We start from the raw sequence: 22022 nt of genomic DNA on the forward strand, positions 1-22022 counted from the left end.
ACAACAAAAACCTGCGGCGACCCCGCAGGTTTTTTAGTTTTAGGAAAAATTTTACAAGATGAAGAATATACTTACAATATTTTGTTTAGCCAGTGCAAGCATGGCAATGGCACAAGCAGATTTTAACGATGTCTTCGCTGCTGGAGTCGAAGATGCGGAACAGTTTACCAATGATTACATGGCCCCGTTGTCAGAAAGTGCTATTTATAACTTTTCTACGGGATGGTATAATTCTGCCGATGCCAAGCCTTTGGGTGGGTTTGAAATTTCTATTGTTGGAAATATTACAGGTTTCAAAAATAAGGATGATAAGAAAGTCTTTGTTCTAGATCCCAATGACTATCAAAATTTAGATTTCGTAGATAATCCCGGGACGGCACGCGCAGTTTCATCTGCACTGGGAGATTTGAGCGGAATTGATGTTTTTGTAGAAGGCCAAGTTGCTGGTATTACCGTTAGGGAGGAATTTGAATTACCATCTGGTCTTTCAGGTGAAGGTTTGGATTTCATCCCATCAGGTTATCTGCAAGGAAGTGTCGGCTTAGTGAAGGGTTTGGAGATTAAAGCAAGATTTTTGCCAAAAATTGAGTACGAAGGTGCAGCGGTAGGTTTGATTGGTGTTGGTTTACAAAACGACATCACTAAACTTTTACCTGCAGATAAAATTTTGCCAGTTGCCATTTCCGCAGTCATAGGCTATACGAAGGTTAGTGGAGATTATGATTTTACGGATGCCAATTTAATCGAGGGAGAGGATCAAAGAATTGAAGCTGATATCAGCACATGGGCATTTAGTGCTGTGGTATCTACAAAACTACCGATTATTAATTTTTATGGTGGTTTGGGTTATGTTACCGGAAAATCAGTAACCGATGTTTTGGGTACTTATAGGGTTACTCAAGGTCCGTTTGCCTCAGAGACCTACGTAGACCCCTTTTCCATCACTAAAAAAGTAAATGGCGTTACCGGTACTGTTGGGGCTAAGTTAAAACTGGGATTTTTCAGGTTAAATGCTGATTATAATCTTGGTGCTTTTAATACACTTACGTTCGGTATTAATTTCGGGATGAGATAAAAACTATTAATTATTGATAAAAAAAGCGTAGACCATTTATCTACGCTTTTTTATTTTCAGTTTTCCATATAATTTAAAAAAGCCTGCCCGGATTGCTCCGGACAGACCTTTCCCATGGCCCTGTAAAAATTGTTATTCTCTTAAAGCAAGGATATTACCATCGGCTTTTTTAAGCAATATTTCATTGCTATTTTTTTCTATGGTAAGGACATTTTTGGGTTTGTCCTCAAGACCGGGGTATTCTACAATGTATTTACCGTCGGTTTTGGACCATTTAAAATCCGTTTGAAGCGTAATTTCATTACCTATAATTTCATGATATCTGCCTAAATAGACATCGTTGAAAATCCATTCTTCACGAATTGTGGTTTTGGACGTATCGTCCCCAGTGGCCGTTTTGGACTGATACCAGATTCCGATGATGGGGTCATTGTTCTGTTCTATCCTAGAACAGTTCGCGGTTAGAATAATGGCACCGATAGCCATTAACGAAACGAGCTTTTTCATTGTAAGTAGGTTTTTGTTTGGATTTGGGATCCAAGACTATTAACGGGGATGTGGTGATGGTTATTACTAAAATTCGATATACGGTCACTATTTCACCATATCTTCGTTGAACGGTCATTTTTTTTAACGTGTAACGCGGTTTGTCGATTTTTTTCTCTATTGTATAAGGTACATTAGTGAGACAACCAATCCAATTTTTTATCAATTATTACCTATTTTTGGATACCTTATAAATAAAAACAGATAATGGGATTCTTTCCTATTAATAACTAACAATTAAATAGAATCAAATGAAAGTTACAGTAGTTGGAGCAGGCGCAGTAGGTGCAAGTTGTGCAGAGTATATTGCTATAAAGGATTTCGCATCGGAAGTTGTGCTGTTGGATATAAAGGAAGGTTATGCGGAAGGAAAGGCGATGGACCTTATGCAAACGGCTTCGCTCAACGGATTTGATACAAAAATCACGGGAACTACTAATGATTACTCCAAGACCGCAAATAGTCATATTGCCGTAATTACATCTGGAATACCAAGGAAACCCGGAATGACCAGAGAGGAATTAATTGGTATCAATGCAGGGATAGTCAAAACGGTTTCCAGCAACCTCATTAAGCATTCTCCGGATGTTATCCTCATCGTTGTAAGCAATCCTATGGATACGATGACCTATTTAGTGCATAAAACCACAGATTTGCCCAAGAACAAAATTATTGGCATGGGCGGTGCTTTGGACAGCGCCCGATTTAAATATAGGTTAGCAGAGGCATTGGATGCCCCAATTTCCGATGTTGATGGTATGGTCATTGGAGGACATAGCGATACGGGAATGGTACCTTTAACCTCTCATGCCACCAGAAACAGTATTCGGGTTTCTGAATTTTTGAACGAGGAACGTTTGTCCCAAGTGGCAGAGGATACGAAAATAGGTGGTGCCACACTTACCAAACTATTGGGTACAAGTGCATGGTATGCCCCTGGGGCCGCAGTTTCAGCATTGGTGCAGGCAATTGCTTGCGATCAGAAAAAAATGTTCCCTTGTTCTACGATGTTGGAAGGAGAATATGGTCTGGATGACATTTGTATTGGCGTACCAGTAATCTTAGGCAAGAATGGAATAGAACATATTGTAGATATTCCGTTGAGCGATGCCGAGAAAAATAAGATGAAGGAAAGTGCTGAAGGAGTGTCAAAAACAAATGACCTTCTAACCTTATAATCGATAATATTCCAATTTTACAGGAAAGCCATTAGGTCTTCTTTAAAGATACCTAATGGCTTCCTTTTTGCAATTACTGTCAAATATATTGTCAATTCTTAGGGTAAATCATATATTTGCACGCTGTTATAAAAAGCATTCACAAAATTCACATAACCAATGCAAAATAAAGGACTTATAAAGCTTTTCGCCTTATTATTCGGGCTAGTCAGTATCTACCAGCTATCCTATACTTTTATCACAAGTAAAGTAGAAAAGGAAGCAGAAGTATTTGCTGCGAGTCGTATTTCGGAAGCTGAAGAGGATTATGTCTCTAAAAGGGAGGCGTTAGAAGCGAATTATTTAGATTCCATTGGGAGCAATCCAATCTTGGGATACACGAACTATGACGAGGCTAAAAAGAAAGAGCTTAACAAAGGTCTGGATTTAAAAGGTGGTATTAATGTAACCCTGCAAATTTCCGTAAAGGATATATTAAAAGGACTTGCCAATAATACCAAAAATCCGGTATTCAATAAAGCCTTGGCGGATGCGGATGCGGCCAGTAAGAATAGTGATGATACTTATATAGAGCTCTTTTTTGAGGCGTTTGATAATATTAAGGGGGAAACCAAATTAGCATCGCCGGATATTTTTGCGAACAAAGGTCTGAGCGATGAGGTAAACTTCCAAATGTCCGATGATGAGGTAAAACCAATCATTAGAAGAAAAATCGATGAGTCGATTGTTTCTGCTTTTGAAGTGCTTCGTGAGCGTATCGATGGTTTTGGAGTAACACAACCCAATATTCAGAGAGAAGGAAATTCAGGACGTATTCTGGTGGAATTGCCGGGTGCGAGGGACATAGCCCGAGCACAGGACCTTTTATCCAGTACGGCACAGTTGGAGTTTTGGGAAACTTACAAGCAAAGCAATCCTAGCTTTAGCACATTTCTGATTCAGGCGAATGAAAAGTTGAAGGAAATTGTTGAGGTTGAACAGCCAGAGCAGGTTAAGGAAGAATCTGAACTGGACTCCTTGTTATCGGACGTTTCTGCGGATTCGTTGGATTTGGCAAGTCAGGTAAACCCTTTGTATGAATTATTGATACCAGCAAATCCAGGTACGAACGCCATGTTTAGGGCAGCCATTAAGGATACGGCTACCATTGGTTCTTATTTAAGGATGCCAGAAATTAGAAGGCTATTACCAGCAGATATCCAATTTACAAAGTTTGTTTGGGAACGACCATCATCGGAAGAGGTAGAGGTAATAGACTTGTACGCATTAAAATCAAATAGGGAGGGCACACCAAGAATCAGTGGTGATGTCGTAAGTGATGCCAGAGCAGATTTTGACCAGTTTAGTAAACCAGCAGTTTCCATGACCATGAACACCAAGGGTGCTAAGGAATGGGAAAAGCTAACTGGTGATGCTTATACTAACCAAACGGGTATTGCTATTGTTTTGGACAACAAAGTATATACGGCTCCTGGGGTTTCGTCGGGTCCTATTTCTGGTGGACGTTCAGAAATTACCGGAAACTTTACGGTAAACGAAACTAAGGATATCTCAAATGTTCTACGTGCTGGCAAACTACCGGCTTCAGCGGAAATTATACAATCGGAAATAGTTGGTCCGTCTTTGGGACAGGAAGCTATTGATAGTGGTTTTATGTCGTTCTTGATTGCTATGGCAATTGTGTTGCTATGGATGGTTTTTTACTATGGAAAAGCGGGTGCTTTTGCTGATATCGCGTTGTTGTTGAACATCCTTTTAATTTTTGGGGTATTAACCAGTTTGAACGCGGTTTTGACATTACCCGGTATTGCGGGTATCGTATTGACAATTGGTATGTCCGTGGATGCGAACGTTCTTATTTTTGAGCGTATCAAGGAAGAATTGGCGAAAGGCAAAGGAAAAGGTCAGGCGGTATCCGATGGTTTTGGAAATGCACTTTCATCCATTTTGGATGCCAATATAACAACAGGTTTGACGGCGCTTATTCTTTTCGTCTTCGGTTCCGGACCCATAAAAGGTTTTGCGACTACCTTATTAATAGGTATTCTTACATCTCTGTTTACCGCTATCTTCATTACAAGATTGTTAGTGGACTGGTACATCAGTGGAAAAGGTAGGAGTTTGGATTTTTCTACAAGCATCACCAAAGGTCTTTTCAAGAATTTGAATATCAATTTCTTGATTAAAAGGAAGATTGCTTATGTTGTTTCCGGAATTTTAGTGGCCATAGGATTATTTTCTTTATTCTTTGGACCAGGACTGCAGCAAGGGGTTGATTTTGTTGGTGGGCGCTCCTATACAGTCCGTTTTGAGCAACAAGTAAATCCTTCCGAGATTGCGTCCGAATTAAATACCGTTTTTGGTAGTGGCACTAATGTAAAGACCTATGGGGAATCCAACCAAATAAAAATCACAACGCCTTACAAAGTTGATGTTGAGGGTATTGAGGTAGATGTGGAAATACAGGATAAGTTGTATACTTCTTTACAAAAATATTTGCCAGATGGCATAAGTAAAGAAGATTTTAGTGTTGGCAGCGACGGGAAGTCTATCGGTATCTTACAATCGGTAAAAGTAGGACCAACTATAGCGGATGACATAAAGAATAATGCATTCTTGGCCATTTTAGGCTCCTTGGCAGTGGTTTTCTTATATATCTTACTGCGATTCCGTAGATGGCAATTCTCTTTGGGAGCAGTTGCGGCGGTTTTCCATGATGTTTTAATCGTGCTTGGGGTTTTCTCTATTCTTGGTAAGGTAATGCCTTTCAATATGGAAATAGATCAGGCGTTCATTGCTGCGATTCTAACCGTTATCGGATACTCCTTGAACGATACTGTGGTAGTTTTTGACCGTATTCGTGAGATTATCGCAGAACGAGGCTGGAAAGGGGGTGAAAATGTGAACTCTGCCATCAATAGTACCTTAGGAAGAACTTTAAATACTTCGCTAACGACTTTAGTAGTGTTATTGGCCATATTTACATTTGGGGGTGAATCCTTAAGAGGCTTCATGTTTGCAATGATTGTGGGTGTAATCGTAGGTACCTATTCCTCTGTATTCATAGCAACACCAATCATGTACGATGCGTTAAGCAAAAAGATATCTTCGGGAAATAAATAATACGAATATTCTAAAGAATTTAAAATCGCTATTCCTTACGGGGTAGCGATTTTTTTTGACCTAAAGGTTACGAACTATTCCTACAGAGCCTTCTTTAGTCATTTGTAACTGGAATGTTTTTTTTGGATGCAGGCCAGGTTCGGTTCTGTGTGATACAAAAACAATAGCGGTTTTAGTTTCCTTGGCAATTTTGTTCACCAAAGCTACCAATAGTTGAGCAGAACGGTCATCCATCCCAGCGGTGGGCTCATCTAAAATAAGCAAAGACGGATGCTTAACCATAGCTCTTGCAGTCATCACCAATCGTTGTTTTCCAAGTGAAAGGTCCTTAAAATGTACATCCTTAATTTCCCAAAAGTTCAGGAGTACTAACCATTTTTTGATGTATCTCTTTTGTGTTTCTGTTGGGCGTTGGTATAGGCCAATGGAGTCCGTTAAGCCAGAAATTAACATATGTTCAACGGTGTGTCTACCTGCAAATTTATCTGTCATTGCCGGGGAATAATAACCTAATTTTTGTTTAATGTCCCAAACACTTTCACCTGTTCCTTTTTTGCGTCCGAATAAATAGATTTCCTGTCCATAGGCCTTTGGATTATCACCAGTTATCATGGATAATAGCGTAGTTTTCCCGCTACCGTTTGGTCCTAATAACTGCCAGAATTCTCCTTTTTTGATTTTCCAATTAATGTTGTCGAGAATTTTTCTCTCCCCATAAGAAACATAAACAGATTTGAAGTGTACTAAGGTCTCCAGGGATATCTCAATTGATTCCAATGCTTCAGGTATTTTTCCCCTGAATGTTTCTTCTATTTGATCAGTAATGATTTTGGAGTCGTTAACAATACTAAGACCGTTTTTTGTAAAAATTCCGTAACTGTTTACGAAAGGTAAAATATCCACTTTTCTGCTGCAAAGCTGAATGAGGGTAATAGTTTCTGCATGGGAAATAAGTAGTTGCTTTAACTGCTCTTGAAAATCGCTATCCAGATTATCGAAAGGATTATCCAAGATTATATAATCCGGTTGGGATTTAAGAATGTGAAATAGTAATGCTTTTTTTTGTTCTCCACTGGACATGGTCTTCAAAGGCTGATGGTAACCTTCAATTATTTTTCTATTATGTCGTTCTTCCTCATCTACAAATTTTTGTAGGGTCAAGGGAGAAAAAACCTTTCCTTCTTTAGATTTAAAATCCTTAAAAGGTGACTTGGTACCCGGATATTGAATAGCGTGGATTAAAGCAACTTTATCGGAGTCGTTATCAACAAATATGCCCCAGTGATTCAATTTTTTAGGCATAACATCTAAATATATGGACAGGATTGTCTTTATAGGTGGTGGTTTTATCAAGCTGCATACCGTTTTTAAGTGCTACTCTTTGGGAGGGAACATTGTCAACATGAATTATGGAAATAAGGGAAGGAGACCATTTGTTCTCAAAGGCCACTTCTTTACATTTTTGGGCTGCTTCGGTAGCTAACCCATTCCCCCAGGCTTCAGGAAGTATTGAATATCCTATCTCCAATTCTTGTTGACCATCTACTTCCTGTACGAGGAGCCCACATAGACCAACCAGACTGTTTTCTGATTTGAGAATCAAAGCATTCATGCCACCTAAACCTTCCCTATAGCGTTTGAATATCGCCTTAAATTGAACGTCACAAGCAACTTTAGGGTTTTCTGGCAGACCAGACCAATATTGACGGCTTAGCGGTTCTTCGTGAAAGGGAAGCCACTGGGCGTAATCGGAAGATTTTACTTTTCTAAAAGAAAGTCTTTTTGATTGTTCTCCCTCCAGTAAATACTTCATGGCTAGTTTCTGTGAATAGCAACTTTATCTCCAATTCCCAAATTCCATTTTTCGGATAGACCTGCGTTGACTTCAAGAACGAATTGAACCGGCACTTTTGAAGATAGTCCCTGCTCATCATAAGGCTTCGCATTTTCCTGAATACTGCCTATGGTGGAATCTGCTTTTATAAAAATGAGGTCCAAAGGAAATTGGGTATTCTTCATATAGAAAGAATGCATAGCCTCATCAGGAAAAATAAATAACATCCCTTGATTATCCTCCATTCCCTTTCGGTACATCAAACCGGTCTGGGTTTCATAATCGGATTCGGCAATTTCTATATTCAGACGAACCAGTAATGAATCTGAGCTGTTTTCAAGAATTTCTAAATCGCCCTCCTTGGTAAAAGTGACTTCTTGGGTCTTTATCGTTTTTTTTGCATCTTCTTTACATGACGCTATTGAAACTAAAAGTAAAGGAACACATAATATTTTTCCGATGAACTTCATACCTATAAATGGCTCAAGTAGTTTTAGCAGGTTTGAACATTAAATAAAAACCTATCAATATAAAAGGAATACTCAACCACTGTCCCGTAGATAGAAGTCCAAGTGATTCTTCAAACCCACCTTGACTCTTTTTCACAAATTCTACAAAGAAACGTATGGTCCACAAAAGCACCAAGAACAGTCCAAATAAGTACCCTAATTTATTCTTTTTATCGGTTTTCCAGTACAAATAGTATAACAGAATGAATATGAAAATATAGCCTACACCTTCGTATAGCTGTGCAGGGTGTCTGTAAGGTATCTCGGCAAGGTATTGAGAGAATTCCGGATTGTTCTCAATGGCATCATAAGCTGCATTTACGGTTTTTTCTTTCGTGATACCTAGTGCCCTAGAAGGATGTAAATCGTCCGAATCTCGTATGAATTTCGTGGCAAATATAAAGGAATCATCTACTTCCTTTCCGTTTATCTCCGAATTGAAAAAATTACCCAATCTCACACAAAAAGCCCCAATAGCAAATGGAATGGTCATCCTGTCGAAAATCCAAAGCAAACTGAACCCTGGATGTTTTCTGGTATAAAGATAGGTTGAGATAATAATACCAATTATTGCACCATGACTGGCCAGACCAGTAAATCCCGTAAATTCATACCCATCTATTAACCCGAAAAGTAAACTGCCGGTATCACTTTCGCGAATAGGAAGCAGAATTTCGAGCAGATGATTTTTGTAATAAGCCCAGTCATAAAAAATCACATGGCCTAACCTTGCACCTAACATGGTCCCCAATACGGTGTGAATGAATAAAGAATCTAGTTGGTCTACAGACTTTTTTTCATTGACGAAAATTCGTTTCATTAGGTACCAGCCTAAGGCAAATGCAATGATCCAAAGAAGATTGTAATATTTGATTTGAACAAATCCAATGTTGAACAATGTTTCATTTGGATTCCATATAATACCTAAGAAGTGCATATGTTGTTTTTTGAAAGGGCTAAGATAAAAAATACTAGCTAGACCGCTACGGTTTTAAATAATAGACCTAATATTATAAATATGGTTGAACAGAACTTAATGCTGATAAGGTCTAGGGTACAGGGTCGTAACCCTTACCACCCCAAGGAGTACAACTGAAAATCCGTTTGATCGCGAGCCAGCCGCCTTTAATAAGACCGTGTTTTTGTAGTGCTTCTAACGTGTATTGTGAGCAGGTAGGGGAGTAGCGGCAGGTTGCTGGTGTATAGGGAGAAATCACTAATTGATAAAAGCGAACCAAAAGAACAAAAGGGGCTATGAGGATTTTTTTCATTTATGCCAATCTAATTTAAATTCCCCAAATTTCCAGGAAACTGGCCCTAATTTATAGAAAATGTAGTTCCTTCCTTACTATCCTTTAATTGAATTCCCAAGGCTAACAATTGGTCACGTATACTATCCGAAGTTGCGAAATCTTTGTTCTCTCTAGCTTCTTTTCGCATCTGAATCAATAATTCTACAACTTTACTAAGCTTTTCGGTATGCTCGTCCGAGCTGCTCGTGCTTTGTAGGCCCAAAACTTCAAATACGAAACTATGGAAGGTTTCCTTGAGTAAATCCTTATCGGATTCCGTAATCGTTACTTTCCCTTCCTTTATAAGATTGATATGTTTTACGGCATCAAAAAGTTGTGCGATAAGTATGGGCGTATTGAAATCGTCGTTCATCGCACCATAACAGGACTGTCGCCATTTTTCTACATCAAAATGGGTACTTTTTCCCGTTGCTAAACTGTCAATGCTATTAATGGCTTCCATGAGTTTGTTGAAACCTTTTTCTGAAGCCAAAAGTGCATCATCGCTAATATCCAAGATACTGGTATAATGTGCTTGCATCATAAAAAATCTGACCATGGATGGGGAGAAAGGCTTACTCAAAATAGCATTTTCACCAGAAAATATTTCTCCAGGAAGAATACTATTCCCAGTGGATTTTGCCATTTTTTTACCGTTCAACGTAAGCATGTTCGCATGTAACCAATAGTTCACAGGAGATTTACCGTTACTGGCCTCTGCCTGCGCAATTTCGCATTCGTGATGGGGAAACTTCAAGTCCATTCCACCACCATGAATATCAAAGGACTCTCCTAAATATTTGGTACTCATGGCCGTACATTCTAAATGCCAACCTGGGAATCCATCTCCCCAAGGGGAAGGCCAGCGCATGATGTGTTGTGGTTCCGCCTTTTTCCAAAGTGCAAAATCTTGCGGACTTTTTTTCTCATCTTGGGCGGCAAGTTCCCTAGTATTGGCAATCATATCCTCCAATTTTCTACCGCTTAACTTACCATACTCGTGGGTCTGGTTGAATTTTACCACATCAAAATAAACGGAGCCATTTATCTCGTACGCATATCCTTTTGAAAGGATGTCCTTGATGATTTCAATCTGCTCAATGATGTGCCCCGTTGCAGTAGGTTCAATACTTGGGGATAAAAAGTTGAACTTTTCTAGAATATTATGAAAATCGACCGTGTAACGCTGTACTACCTCCATTGGTTCCAGTTGTTCCAACCTTGCTTTTTTGGCAATTTTGTCCTCGCCGTCCTCCGAATCATCAACTAAGTGTCCGGCATCAGTAATATTTCTAACGTAGCGCACTTTGTACCCTAAGTGTCGGAAATATCTAAAAATCATGTCGAAGGACATAAAAGTACGGCAGTTTCCTAAATGTACGTTACTGTAGACCGTTGGGCCACAGACGTACATTCCTATATGGCCTTCATTGATAGGCTTAAATACCTCTTTCTTTCCTGTAAGTGAATTGTGTACCTTAATAACGTGCTCTTCGTACAATGGCATGGAGGTCAAAAAAATTAAAAATTGGTATCCAGATTAAGGTAGTCCAAGAATTCTCTACGCACGGTCTCTTCTTTAAATTTTCCTCCGTATTCTGCAGTTACCGTGCTACTATCTATATCCCGTATCCCCCTTGAATTAACGCAAAGGTGTTTGGCATCTATAACACATGCGACATCCTCTGTTTTCAATACTTTCTGTAACTCTCTCACGATTTGGATATTCAGTCTTTCTTGTACCTGCGGTCTTTTAGCGAAATAATCTACGATACGGTTCATTTTTGAGAGGCCGACTACGCTGCCACTGGATATGTAAGCCACATGGGCCTTACCAACAATGGGCAGTAGATGATGTTCGCATGTGGAATAGAGCGTTATATTTTTTTCCACAAGCATTTCTCCGTATTTGTACTTATTGCTGAACGTGGAAGAATTTGGTTTTTTATCAGGATGAAGTCCGCCAAAAATTTCGTTAACGAACATTTTAGCGACCCTATTGGGAGTTCCCTTTAAACTATCGTCCTCTAAATCCAGACCAAGTGTCAACATTATTTCCCGGACACTGTCCTTTATTCTATCGATTTTTTCATCATCACCCAATACAAACGCATCCTTGCGCAAAGGAGTCTCCTCCGAAGCAGAAATATGATCGTTTTCTAACTCATCCAAATGGTCTTTCAATCTACTCTCAATTTTCATCTAAATAAGACTTTTACAAGCCTCAAAGATATACATTATATGCCACTTTATACCATTATAAGGGCATTACACAACATAAATTAGTGTTAAGTGGGCATCCCAAGTATTTTTAACTTTCCAAATCTGAAAGGATTATGAAACGATTTTATATCGTCCTTATTTTCAATTTCCTTCTCGGAACGTTAGCTACGTTCGGTCAGGTTTCACCTGATTGTGCGAGTGCCGTGCCCATTTGCAATAATACACCGGTAAACGGAGGTACGAACGGATATGGTATTGACGATTTTAATGGCTCCTCAGTATCTGGTTGTATTGCCCAGGCAACAGGAACTATAGAATCTAATTCTGCATGGTATCGGTTTAGAACTGGGGAAAGTGGTCAACTGGGCTTCAATATAGGTTTTGATGTTTCAGAGGATTGGGACTTTGCATTATATAGAACTAATGATTGCAACAATCTTGGAGAGCCCGTTAGATGTAACTATTTTGATAATTCAGACGATAATACTTTCACAGGGGTCGGTGAAGACCCAAAAGGTGTGGACAACTTTCAATATGACGATTGGCTACAAGTAGAAGCAGGTGAGGATTATTTTCTCTTCATCAATAATTTTAGCAATGTAAATTCCGGCTTTTCCATTCAATTTTCAGGAAACATTTTTGTCGAGTTTCCAAATACGGCCTTGGACTGTTCCATTATCAACAACCTTCTGGGCCCGCCCATTGCCGCATGTGATAGCGATAACGTGGTGTTAGACGCAACTACAATTAATGCTATTTCTTATGAATGGTATCTAAGCCTAGGAACTGGTTATCAGCAGATTCCTGCGGAGAACGGACCAACATTATCCGTAGCGGTATCCGCAATGTACCGGGTTCATGTGGTAGTTCCTTCGGGCAATAATATTATCAGCGAAGTTCAAGTCGCGTTTTCTCCATCACCTACGACGAATGAGTTGAGTGATGAATTGGTTTGTTTGGATGGGACCTTAGTAGACCTTTCAGCGAAAACCGTAGAGGCATTAGGTATGCAAAGTCCAAATGAATTTAGGGTAAGTTACCATAGTACAATGATCGAAGCAGTAGAAGGAGCCAATGCTTTGCCGATGATATTTGAACCTACCATGATGTCTCAAACACTTTATGTAAGGACTACTTCCATTGAAAATACCAGTTGTTTTGATGTTTCGCAAGCCTTTGAAATTAATGGTATAGGAGTACCGCAATTAGATTTTCCAACCTCGGTTTATATTTGTGAAGATTCGCCAATAGCTATCATTGGGCAAGTTATTCCGGAACCAGGGTACAATTATTCCTGGGATTCTGGGCAAAATTCATCACAGATTAGCGTAAACCAAGAAGGTACTTATACCTTAACCGCAACAAATGGTCAGGGATCGGTAAGTTGTATGAGCGTTAGGAGTGTTACCGTGATTTTTTCTAGACCACCAATAATAAGTGATGTTGATATAGCCTATTTGGATGATACAAATATGGTTACAATTACAGTTGAGGAAGAAGGGGGTTTTCAATACCAATTGGATACGGATACCCCCCAGGAATCTTCCATGTTTAGAAATGTTATTCCTGGCGTCCATACGGTAACCGTAATAGATATTAACGGTTGCGGTTCCGACTCTGAGGAAATAGTTGTTGTAGGTTTTCCAAAATTCTTTTCACCCAATGGCGATGGAATCAATGACTTATGGCGTGTAGAGGGGTTATCAACTTTAGAGGAGCCTGTTGTTTCCATCCATGACCGTTTTGGAAAATTGATTGTGCAAATGGATGAAAACATGCACGGATGGGACGGCACTTTTAATGGGAGGTTGCTTCCTGCATCCGATTATTGGTTTAAGCTCACCTACACGGATACTCAAGGTCAAACTTCAACGGCCAAATATATCAACAATCATTTTAGCCTGAAGCGGTAAGCTTTGGTGAGGAGGGTGCATTTCATCGATTAACTGCATAAAACTTCGGTGAACAATACTAAAATTACGTGAAGTAAGTTATTATATACGTTAAAGTATACCAAAATAGCCCCACACTTATGCGCGTATTGCTTTGTTTCTTTTGTTGCTTGTTCCTTTTTACATGGGAAAGCAAGGCCCAAAATTCTCCAGATTGTAGAACAGCTATTCCTGTTTGTGCGGATATGCCCATTATGGGTCTCGCTGACGGTGGAGGAGATATCGATGATTTTGACCCGGAAGTGGTTCGCCAATCTGGTTGCTTGGAAAAGGGTAGTGTAAGTTCTGCCAACATTGAGAACAATACCTCATGGTACGTGTTTAGGGCCGGGACCGGAGGCCAAGTTGGTTTTGATATTGAAGCCTTGCCAACCAACGGTGGAATGGGAACCCCGACTGCGGAGTGGGATTTTGCTGTTTACGGTCCATATGATCAAATGAGTGGGCAGAATTTTTGTACAATAATTGGGGATGGCAGTTCTGAACCTATCCGTTGTAATTATGAAGTGAACAATACGAGATTTACGGGTATTGGGGTTAATCCAGAGAACGGTCAAGTGGGAGCTCCTTTTTTGGTAGGTAGTCAAAATACCTATGATGAATGGCTAGATGTACAACCTGGAGAAATCTATTATATTCTTATCAATAATTTCAACACGAATTTCGATGGAGACCCTGAGCCATATATGCTGACATTTACAGGAAATTCGGTTCAAGACGATCAGAATACTGCATTGGATTGTACCTTAAGAGATGAGTTTTTAGGATTGGATATCATTGCCTGTGAAGGAGATCCCGATATCACATTAAGCGCATTAAACTCACCGGCGGGATCTGATATTGCAAATGTTGAATGGACCGTAGATTACGAGGATGATGGTACGGTAGACGCTACGTTGGCAGGGACAGGACCTTTTGGAGCCGAGCTTGTTGTATCAAGTCCCAATTCCGGTCGTTATTTCGCTACGATAACAACAATATCCGGAACGCCACCAACGGTTGCTGATGATGGTGGAATCTTAATAACTTTTTTTGGAATTCCAGTATTAGACCCAGCAAATCCAGTAGAGATTCTAGATACCAATCTGTCCATAGACCCGGATCAAAATGATGTACAGTTTAATGTTCTGGGTGATGGTGATTATGAATATGCCATTAATGGAGGTGCATTTCAAGATGATCCTATATTCACAAATATTCCGCCAGGCATAAACACCGTGATTATCAACGATAAAAATGGATGCGGGACCACTGAACCTATTGAATTTTTGGTCGTGGCATACCCTAAGTTTTTTACGCCTAATGCGGATGGTATTAATGATTCTTGGAACGTAAGGGGTATTGAGACCTTGACCAATCCCATAGTTTTTGTTTTTGACCGCTATGGTAAATTGCTCAAACAACTCGGTGCCGCTGGAGGATGGGACGGAACGTTCAATGGCAGACAAATGCCTTCTACGGACTACTGGTTCCGGTTTGAGTATGAAGAGGACGATGTTGGAGTACTTGTGGCAAAAACCCGAAAAACGCATTTTGCACTAAAGAGATAAAAAAAGCCCCATTGAAAAGTGGGGCTTTTTATTTATTAAAGCAATAATCTTTAGAAGTTAAGGGTATAACTTAATGTTGCATTGGTATAAATTCTGTTGACCATTGCAGGGGTGGTAACCCCTGTATCGAACAAGCGTTCGCTTACATCTTGTTCGGTACGGTTAAGGGATAAATCTAGTCTACTACCCCCAAAATTGTAACCTAGACCTGTAGAGATACCATTAAGATCTCCAATGGTGTTACCGTTCGCATAAGGACTTTGCTCAAAACGATATCCTCCCCTTAAGCTAAATTGTCTAATTCTATACTCTCCTCCAAGTCTAAATGTGGAGACTGCACTAAGTTCATTGGATATTTGATCATTAACTATTTGAAAGCTCGAATCGTTAGCCGGTCTCAATTCTGATTGCGACATATCTTGATATCCATAGTCAAAACTCAATAAACCATTTTTACCAAAGACAACAGCTAAACTACCTGTTAACTTACTTGGTGTCTTTATAGTATAGGTATCAAAGAGGTTTATGATATTAAAATTGATGAAATCGATGTCCTCATCGGCTAAATCCGAATTAATTCTTTGTGAAAAATCGTCCGTTAAACGATACCATGTCGGGGATTGATAACTTCCTCCCAAGCGCACATACTCATTTAGTTTTGCAATCGCACCTAAGCTAAAGGAGAAACCATTTCCTTCCGAACGCAGAAAACTATCAAAGGTTGTATTTTGTATTTCGGAACCCGGGGCATAACCACTTTCCGTAAGTTCATCATATCGATCATAAAGCACACTGTGAAAGTTCAGTGATGCCCCTAGATAGAGATTCTCTTTGTACTGGGAAGCCATATTAACAGTAAACTTACTGTTGTATCCCGCTGTTCTCCTTAAAAACTCCTGGTTAACGGTGCTGTAACTTGCATTACTTACATAATCCGTATTGGCATCTTCCATGTCCACAGGGTCTATTAGGCCTCCATAGTAGCCTAAAAACGCTTGTTGGTCTCCAAATCCTTGACTGGCTCCAATATCTAAGTAAGCATCTTCTATAAACTCATCTTGTTGGATCAAAATGGAGCCAAAGGGAACCCCTTGGGCAAAATCCAAAAAGTAGTTATCTATACCCTGATTACTATTTCCAGAAGCAAAAAACTCATTTTCAAAATTATTTACCAAGTCATAATTAATGGCCAAAGAAAATTTCTTCCAGTCAGAATTATCATTGGTCGAATTGAAAACGAACACGCCTCCAATTTGGTTAAGGCTTACATCGTTAAATACGGTATTATTTCTCCTCCCAAAATAAGTTGCGTCATTATCCCTGTCATAACTCGTGCCGGACAAAGTAAATAAACTGTTGTTAAAAACAGCTGATCCCGCTGGGTTAATATTTAAGGCTGATAAATCTCCGCCCAAGGCTCCAAAAGCCCCGCCCATAGCTTGAAATCGAGCGGTACCTTGTAGATTCTCATTACTATACCTAAGAGCATCGCTTATATTCTGACTACTACCGATTGCACACAATAATAATCCTATGAAAGTGATATAACTTTTCATTGTAAATTTTTTAAAGTTTTTGAAAAATCGTGATTAAGTTACTGCCGTCTCCCACCACTTCTACCGCCGGATGACCTTCCGCTTGATCTTGAGCCTCCCGATGAACCTGAGCTTCTATAGCTTCCAGAACTTCTTGAGCTGCTACCCGAGCTACGGTAACTTCCGGAACTTCTGGAACTACTGCTTCTTCCCGAGCTGTAGCCACCACTTCTAGAGCCACTACTTCTACCGGAGCTATAACCACTGCTTCTACCTGAACTATAGCCGCTACTTCTTGAGCTGTTTCCATAATTACGGTAGGCCGAAGTTCTCGGGGTTGCAGTTCTGGCCCTGGAGGAGACTCCTGTGCGGTATCCGCTGTTTGCGGCACTAGAACGATAAGTGCTGCTTCTGGATGAACCATTGTATCTTGGAACGGCCCTAGTACTTCTGCTTGTCCTGTATGCTCTATTTTGGTCCACCCCAACGGTTCTTCTGGCCGCACCTTGATAATTTCTAGAGCTTCTAGTAGCCGAGTAGTTTCTGGAATTAGATCTAGCTGTCGTACTTCTATACCTGGGATTTGTCCCCCTAGTATTTACATTAGACCTTCCCCTCAATGAAGTTGCAATTCCACTGTTGTTCACCGTATTCCTATTGTAATATCCACGCCTTCCGTTTGTATAAGCAAATCTGTTTCTGTTAAAGCGGTTATTAAAACCTCGGTTATAGCCGTATCCCCAGTTATTCCATCCTAAGCCATAGCCTCCCCAGCCCCAATTGTTCCAACCCCAACCGAAGCCTCCGCCCCAGCCAAAGCCACCATAGCCTCCCCAGCCCCAACGGTTCCATCTCCAAGGATTGTTCCAGCCCCAGCCGTATCCACCCCAACCAAAGCCGCCTCCCCATAACCAAGGGTCGTTCCAGCCCCAGTAAGGATTGGCCCAGCCAAAGGCTCCCCAATTATTCCAACCATTATCATAAATATTAATGCTAACGTTCGTAGCATTATCTCCCCAACCACCAAAGCCTTGATAATCGTTAGAATTGTCATAATAATCCGTTAACTGATTTGGGTTTATGCTGTCATTTACCACATTACTGGAATAGCCATCAACATCGGTGAATATTTCACTCTCCAATATTTCGTCATATTGATTGGCCTTTTGTCCAAAATAATCGGAATAGGTATCGGTATCCTGCGGTTGTTGATTGCGATTCATTTGCTGAGGTTGACGTTCAACAGTTCGTGTGCTACCATCAGAATAAATACCATCATTGTCATAATATGACGCTTGTTGGTATGAACCACATGATATAACAAAAAGAGGTAGAATAGCCATTGTTATGGCATTGCGTAATTTATTGAGGGGTAATGTATTTATCATGGTGTCAAAATTAATTGTTGAACATATTAAAAATAACTAGTTTTACCGAATTATTTTACTGCAATAGTCACAAGTTTTGTGCCAAACTACTTACAATGGGTAAAAATTTAACGAAGAGAAGCGAGGATTATTCTAAATGGTACAATGAACTTGTTGTTAAGGCAGATTTGGCCGAAAATTCAGGTGTACGGGGGTGTATGGTCATAAAACCCTACGGTTTCGCCATCTGGGAAAAGATGCAGGCCGGTTTGGATAAAATGTTCAAGGAAACTGGCCATGAGAACGCCTATTTTCCTCTTTTCATTCCTAAATCTTATTTGAGCAAAGAAGCCAGTCATGTGGAAGGATTTGCGAAAGAATGCGCCGTTGTAACCCACTACAGGCTCAAAAATGCCGAAGATGGAAGTGGGATCATTGTAGACCCAGATGCAAAATTGGAGGAAGAACTAATTGTAAGGCCTACTTCTGAAACCATAATTTGGGATACGTATCGGAAATGGATTCAATCCTATCGAGATTTACCATTGTTAATTAATCAATGGGCAAACGTCGTTAGATGGGAAATGCGCACGCGACTCTTTCTTAGAACCGCTGAATTTTTATGGCAAGAAGGCCATACGGCCCATGCCACTGAACAAGAGGCTATTGAAGAAGCCGAACAGATGATGAACGTTTATGCCGATTTTGCCGAAAACCATATGGCCATGCCGGTAATAAAAGGTGTGAAGACCGCTAGTGAACGCTTTGCAGGAGCCATTGAGACCTATTGTATTGAAGCATTAATGCAAGATGGTAAGGCTTTGCAAGCTGGAACATCCCATTTTTTAGGACAAAATTTCGCCAAAGCTTTTGATGTAAAATTCGCCACGAAAGAAGGCAAACAGGAATATGTTTGGGCTACTTCTTGGGGTGTTTCCACACGATTAATGGGCGCTTTGGTTATGACTCATAGTGATGATAACGGATTGGTCCTTCCTCCAAAGCTGGCACCTATTCAAGTGGTTATTGTTCCCATATATCGCGGATTGGAACAGTTGGATATTATAACTGAGAAAATTAATCCGTTGATAAAAGAGTTGAGGGCTAAGGGAATTTCAGTAAAATATGACAATAGGGATACCCATAAACCCGGATTCAAATTCAACGAATATGAGTTAAAAGGTGTTCCGGTGAGAATTGCCATAGGTCAACGGGATTTGGAAAATGGAACTTACGAGGTGGCAAGAAGGGATACCTTGGAAAAAGAAACGGTTGCCGCAGACGAGGTAGTTTCCAAAATTGAATTCTTACTGGAGGATATTCAACAAAACATTTACAATAAGGCATTAAAGCACAGGGCGGAGCACATAACCCTGGTTGATTCCTATGATGAATTCAAGGAGCTATTGGAAACCAAAGGTGGTTTCTTTTCGGCGCACTGGGATGGTACACCTGAGACTGAAGATCGAATAAAAATAGAGACAAAAGCGACCATAAGATGTATTCCAATTGATGTGACCCCTGAGCAGGGAGAGTGCATGGTAACGGGTAAACCATCTAAAAATAGAGTCCTATTTGCAAAGGCGTACTAAAAGATTGTAAAAAATAATATACAGGGGTTGCGATAGTAAAAAATAATTGTATTTTTGCATCCGCAATTACGCAAAGTAATGGTCCGTTCGTCTAGGGGTTAGGACGCCAGGTTTTCATCCTGGTAACAGGGGTTCGATTCCCCTACGGACTACAAATTGAGTTTAAGAGTATAGAATTAAAAAAAATACTCTTAGCTACTAGATGGCCCGTTCGTCTAGGGGTTAGGACGCCAGGTTTTCATCCTGGTAACAGGGGTTCGATTCCCCTACGGGCTACAAAAGGAAACTAAAAAGAATAAATTAAAATAATGGCAAATCATAAGTCGGCATTAAAAAGAATCAGAAGAAACGAAGCTGTTCGTTTACGTAACAGATATCAACATAAAACCACGCGTAACGCTATTAAAAAGTTACGTAGTGAGGAGAAGAAGAAAGATGCCGAGGCGTTGTTTCCAAGTGTTGTAAGTATGATTGATCGCCTTGCAAAGCGAAACATCATACACGATAATAAAGCTGCTAACCTTAAAAGTAAATTGGCAAAGCATATAGCTGCGCTTTAATACTTTTATTATAGAACACGGAAGGCCTTTTAACATTAGTTAAAGGGCCTTTTTTGTATATTATATATCTTCCTTTAAACGAGTAATCTCATTTCTGAAATCGCGTATACTGCGTCCTAATCCTATTTCAATAAATATAAGTTATCTGCTAAGTTTAAATCTCATGTGGTTTAAATCTCTTCATTCTAATAAATCCAATAATAAAACAACCGTATAATAGAGCAATGGTAAAGAGATGAAATTTTCCTATACCCATTGTGGTGTAGAAATCATATTCAAAACTTACAATATACATGGTAATAGGGTAGAAGAAATGAAAGACGATAATTCCAATACTTATCCAAAACAATAATTTTCGAGTAATCTGAATGCTTTCATTATTATGTAGTTCCATTACGTAAAGAAAAGCCGAAACCACGGTAAATAAGGCACCTACTAAAATGGCATAGTTCTGTGGGGAAACATAAATATTTTGCAGAAATACATTCAAAATACTCACCAGGATGAATAAAACCACACCTACTTTAACGAACATTTTACTGTTTGCAGAGGCTAGAACTTTATGGTATACCGATAAGAAATACAAATAGAAAATAAAGTCGAATATGTTGAAAATTAGTGTATTATAATAATAATAGTCCTCTTCGTAAACAATTTGTATATCATCGAAATTTCTTATTGCAAAACCTAAAATTTCAGATAGTAAGGTATACGCGATCAGTATTGGAAAGTATTTTAATACGGTGTCATAATAAACCCTATAACGTACTATTGAAAGTATGAAAGCTGCAATGTAGAGCAAAAAGAAATAATTATTTTGAACTAGCTCTAACATTTATCTTATTTCTAATTAATTATTGGTCTTTTGGAGGTGGAACACCAGTGCCCCTATTCAAGGTTAAACTCGTACTACCTTGGAGGCTACTAGAAGGTAAAACTGTTGAGGAACTCAAATTTGGAATTATGGCAGCATAGGATTTTGTCGGCTTATCTTCATTTATACCATAACCTTTAATGGCCCCGAAACTATCGTTTAATGGAACCGCTTCGGCACCTTCGGCGCCTTGAGCTATGTAGAAAAGAAAATCACGTTTACCGTCATTATACGTAGGGGATATTAGTATAGAATTCTGTCTTGGGTGCTTTATAGAATCTTTTGTTCCCGGAAAGAATGTTTCATCAGGATAGTTTGAAAAATAAAATCTCAACGTGGAAATTTCTACATTTGCTTTCTTAGCTTCTTGCTCTATATAGGCGAGATACTGTTTAATTGTTTCATAGTCATAGTATACGAACCTCCCAACATCGAAGGCCTTACTATTCTTTTCGTTGATGGCTTTTAAATTTTCTCGGCTTCTATTTATGGAGTCCTCGTATTTCTGAATCAGCGTTACCCTTCTTTTTTCATATGTGTCGTAGGATTCTTTGGCTTCTGGAATTTGTATAATTTGTGCAGGAGGCACTACTTCAATTTCATTTTCCTGTGGCACAGATTTATTATCACCGCAGCTAGATAGCCCTATTACAAATCCCACAGATAAGATTTTTCCAAAGAAGATTGCCGATTTTTTCATTTTTAGGTCGTTTTAAGATTAGTGTTCATGTCTAAGAAATACTACTTAAGATTGGGGGAATAATCTTCAGATAGCTTAAAGATATTAAATTACTGGCAGTGAGAATTCTATG

Annotated in this window: 19 protein-coding genes and 2 tRNA genes; 9 read left to right on the forward strand and 12 right to left on the reverse strand. The window is 39.5% G+C overall.

Annotation, left to right across the window (positions count from 1 at the left end; genetic code table 11):
* Window positions 1-58: 58 nt before the first annotated feature.
* On the forward strand, window positions 59-1075 hold the full coding sequence (locus N8A89_RS12765; RefSeq protein WP_281542597.1) for a DUF6588 family protein: 1017 nt from the start codon (window positions 59-61) through the stop codon (window positions 1073-1075).
* A 132-nt stretch (window positions 1076-1207) separates the two neighbouring features.
* Here N8A89_RS12765 and N8A89_RS12770 read toward each other — a convergent pair whose 3' ends face one another.
* A complete protein-coding gene (locus tag N8A89_RS12770) occupies window positions 1208-1582 on the reverse strand; it encodes a hypothetical protein (protein ID WP_281542598.1) in 375 nt (124 codons plus the stop codon).
* Window positions 1583-1872: 290 nt separating this feature from the next.
* Here N8A89_RS12770 and mdh point away from each other — a divergent pair, with 290 nt between their 5' ends.
* Window positions 1873-2799 carry a malate dehydrogenase gene (mdh, locus tag N8A89_RS12775; RefSeq protein WP_281542599.1) on the forward strand — a complete coding sequence of 309 codons (927 nt, stop codon included), beginning with the start codon at window positions 1873-1875 and terminating at the stop codon, window positions 2797-2799.
* A 159-nt stretch (window positions 2800-2958) separates the two neighbouring features.
* Window positions 2959-5922 (forward strand): protein translocase subunit SecDF, encoded by a 2964-nt coding sequence (secDF, locus tag N8A89_RS12780; protein WP_281542600.1) that lies wholly within the window; start codon window positions 2959-2961, stop codon window positions 5920-5922.
* Window positions 5923-5982: 60 nt separating this feature from the next.
* On the opposite strand, the gene N8A89_RS12785 is transcribed toward secDF, so the two are convergent.
* The 7 genes from N8A89_RS12785 to folE all read right to left on the reverse strand — a co-directional run bounded on the left by N8A89_RS12785 (window position 5983) and on the right by folE (window position 11759).
* The gene (locus N8A89_RS12785) at window positions 5983-7224 is read right to left on the reverse strand and encodes an ATP-binding cassette domain-containing protein (protein ID WP_289644427.1); all 1242 of its coding nucleotides are present in this window, start codon (window positions 7222-7224) and stop codon (window positions 5983-5985) included.
* On the reverse strand, window positions 7217-7735 hold the full coding sequence (locus N8A89_RS12790; protein WP_281542602.1) for a GNAT family N-acetyltransferase: 519 nt from the start codon (window positions 7733-7735) through the stop codon (window positions 7217-7219). Before N8A89_RS12790 ends, N8A89_RS12785 begins: the two co-directional genes overlap by 8 nt.
* A 2-nt stretch (window positions 7736-7737) precedes the next feature.
* On the reverse strand, window positions 7738-8226 hold the full coding sequence (locus tag N8A89_RS12795; RefSeq protein WP_281542603.1) for a DUF192 domain-containing protein: 489 nt from the start codon (window positions 8224-8226) through the stop codon (window positions 7738-7740).
* 13 nt (window positions 8227-8239) lie between these two features.
* Window positions 8240-9202 carry a prolipoprotein diacylglyceryl transferase gene (gene lgt / locus N8A89_RS12800; protein ID WP_281542604.1) on the reverse strand — a complete coding sequence of 321 codons (963 nt, stop codon included), beginning with the start codon at window positions 9200-9202 and terminating at the stop codon, window positions 8240-8242.
* A gap of 112 nt (window positions 9203-9314) precedes the next feature.
* Complete coding sequence (gene yidD, locus N8A89_RS12805; RefSeq protein WP_281542605.1) at window positions 9315-9536, reverse strand: membrane protein insertion efficiency factor YidD; 222 nt, start codon at window positions 9534-9536, stop codon at window positions 9315-9317.
* A gap of 46 nt (window positions 9537-9582) precedes the next feature.
* Entirely contained in the window at window positions 9583-11064 is a 1482-nt protein-coding gene (cysS, locus tag N8A89_RS12810) for a cysteine--tRNA ligase (RefSeq protein ID WP_289644429.1), read from the reverse strand.
* Between the two features lie 14 nt (window positions 11065-11078).
* Window positions 11079-11759, reverse strand: coding sequence for a GTP cyclohydrolase I FolE (folE, locus tag N8A89_RS12815; protein WP_281542606.1), 681 nt, complete (start codon window positions 11757-11759; stop codon window positions 11079-11081).
* Between the two features lie 134 nt (window positions 11760-11893).
* Between folE and N8A89_RS12820 the strand changes: the two genes are divergently transcribed.
* Complete coding sequence (locus N8A89_RS12820; protein WP_289644430.1) at window positions 11894-13693, forward strand: T9SS type B sorting domain-containing protein; 1800 nt, start codon at window positions 11894-11896, stop codon at window positions 13691-13693.
* 119 nt (window positions 13694-13812) lie between these two features.
* A complete protein-coding gene (locus N8A89_RS12825) occupies window positions 13813-15282 on the forward strand; it encodes a T9SS type B sorting domain-containing protein (protein WP_289644431.1) in 1470 nt (489 codons plus the stop codon).
* A gap of 50 nt (window positions 15283-15332) precedes the next feature.
* Here N8A89_RS12825 and N8A89_RS12830 read toward each other — a convergent pair whose 3' ends face one another.
* Together N8A89_RS12830 and N8A89_RS12835 are read right to left on the reverse strand one after the other, a co-directional pair.
* On the reverse strand, window positions 15333-16838 hold the full coding sequence (locus tag N8A89_RS12830) for an OmpP1/FadL family transporter (RefSeq protein WP_281542611.1): 1506 nt from the start codon (window positions 16836-16838) through the stop codon (window positions 15333-15335).
* A 38-nt stretch (window positions 16839-16876) separates the two neighbouring features.
* Window positions 16877-18205, reverse strand: coding sequence for a hypothetical protein (locus N8A89_RS12835; protein WP_281542612.1), 1329 nt, complete (start codon window positions 18203-18205; stop codon window positions 16877-16879).
* Between the two features lie 95 nt (window positions 18206-18300).
* On the opposite strand from N8A89_RS12835, the gene proS reads away from it, so the two are divergent.
* The 4 genes from proS (at window position 18301) to rpsT (ending at window position 20336) form a co-directional block, all read left to right on the forward strand.
* Window positions 18301-19776 (forward strand): proline--tRNA ligase, encoded by a 1476-nt coding sequence (gene proS / locus N8A89_RS12840; RefSeq protein ID WP_281542613.1) that lies wholly within the window; start codon window positions 18301-18303, stop codon window positions 19774-19776.
* A gap of 80 nt (window positions 19777-19856) precedes the next feature.
* Window positions 19857-19928: transfer RNA gene (locus N8A89_RS12845), tRNA-Glu, on the forward strand.
* A 52-nt stretch (window positions 19929-19980) separates the two neighbouring features.
* Window positions 19981-20052: transfer RNA gene (locus N8A89_RS12850), tRNA-Glu, on the forward strand.
* A gap of 32 nt (window positions 20053-20084) precedes the next feature.
* Window positions 20085-20336 carry a 30S ribosomal protein S20 gene (rpsT, locus tag N8A89_RS12855; protein WP_281542614.1) on the forward strand — a complete coding sequence of 84 codons (252 nt, stop codon included), beginning with the start codon at window positions 20085-20087 and terminating at the stop codon, window positions 20334-20336.
* Window positions 20337-20490: 154 nt separating this feature from the next.
* Here rpsT and N8A89_RS12860 read toward each other — a convergent pair whose 3' ends face one another.
* Window positions 20491-21171, reverse strand: coding sequence for a hypothetical protein (locus N8A89_RS12860; protein ID WP_281542615.1), 681 nt, complete (start codon window positions 21169-21171; stop codon window positions 20491-20493).
* 19 nt (window positions 21172-21190) lie between these two features.
* Window positions 21191-21910, reverse strand: coding sequence for a hypothetical protein (locus N8A89_RS12865; protein ID WP_281542616.1), 720 nt, complete (start codon window positions 21908-21910; stop codon window positions 21191-21193).
* Window positions 21911-22022: the final 112 nt, after the last annotated feature.

This window comes from Maribacter aestuarii (assembly GCF_027474845.2).
Taxonomy (GTDB): domain Bacteria; phylum Bacteroidota; class Bacteroidia; order Flavobacteriales; family Flavobacteriaceae; genus Maribacter; species Maribacter aestuarii.

Bases quoted from the DNA above. Each gene is read 5' to 3' on its own strand.
- secDF (WP_281542600.1), top strand. From the start codon at position 2,959: ATGCAAAATAAAGGACTTATAAAGCTTTTCGCCTTATTATTCGGGCTA.
- N8A89_RS12785 (WP_289644427.1), bottom strand. From the start codon at position 7,224: ATGCCTAAAAAATTGAATCACTGGGGCATATTTGTTGATAACGACTCC.
- yidD (WP_281542605.1), bottom strand. From the start codon at position 9,536: ATGAAAAAAATCCTCATAGCCCCTTTTGTTCTTTTGGTTCGCTTTTAT.
- N8A89_RS12770 (WP_281542598.1), bottom strand. From the start codon at position 1,582: ATGAAAAAGCTCGTTTCGTTAATGGCTATCGGTGCCATTATTCTAACC.
- mdh (WP_281542599.1), top strand. From the start codon at position 1,873: ATGAAAGTTACAGTAGTTGGAGCAGGCGCAGTAGGTGCAAGTTGTGCA.
- rpsT (WP_281542614.1), top strand. From the start codon at position 20,085: ATGGCAAATCATAAGTCGGCATTAAAAAGAATCAGAAGAAACGAAGCT.
- N8A89_RS12860 (WP_281542615.1), bottom strand. From the start codon at position 21,171: ATGTTAGAGCTAGTTCAAAATAATTATTTCTTTTTGCTCTACATTGCA.
- N8A89_RS12825 (WP_289644431.1), top strand. From the start codon at position 13,813: ATGCGCGTATTGCTTTGTTTCTTTTGTTGCTTGTTCCTTTTTACATGG.
- folE (WP_281542606.1), bottom strand. From the start codon at position 11,759: ATGAAAATTGAGAGTAGATTGAAAGACCATTTGGATGAGTTAGAAAAC.
- N8A89_RS12865 (WP_281542616.1), bottom strand. From the start codon at position 21,910: ATGAAAAAATCGGCAATCTTCTTTGGAAAAATCTTATCTGTGGGATTT.
- cysS (WP_289644429.1), bottom strand. From the start codon at position 11,064: ATGCCATTGTACGAAGAGCACGTTATTAAGGTACACAATTCACTTACA.
- proS (WP_281542613.1), top strand. From the start codon at position 18,301: ATGGGTAAAAATTTAACGAAGAGAAGCGAGGATTATTCTAAATGGTAC.
- lgt (WP_281542604.1), bottom strand. From the start codon at position 9,202: ATGCACTTCTTAGGTATTATATGGAATCCAAATGAAACATTGTTCAAC.
- N8A89_RS12820 (WP_289644430.1), top strand. From the start codon at position 11,894: ATGAAACGATTTTATATCGTCCTTATTTTCAATTTCCTTCTCGGAACG.
- N8A89_RS12835 (WP_281542612.1), bottom strand. From the start codon at position 18,205: ATGATAAATACATTACCCCTCAATAAATTACGCAATGCCATAACAATG.
- N8A89_RS12830 (WP_281542611.1), bottom strand. From the start codon at position 16,838: ATGAAAAGTTATATCACTTTCATAGGATTATTATTGTGTGCAATCGGT.
- N8A89_RS12765 (WP_281542597.1), top strand. From the start codon at position 59: ATGAAGAATATACTTACAATATTTTGTTTAGCCAGTGCAAGCATGGCA.
- N8A89_RS12795 (WP_281542603.1), bottom strand. From the start codon at position 8,226: ATGAAGTTCATCGGAAAAATATTATGTGTTCCTTTACTTTTAGTTTCA.
- N8A89_RS12790 (WP_281542602.1), bottom strand. From the start codon at position 7,735: ATGAAGTATTTACTGGAGGGAGAACAATCAAAAAGACTTTCTTTTAGA.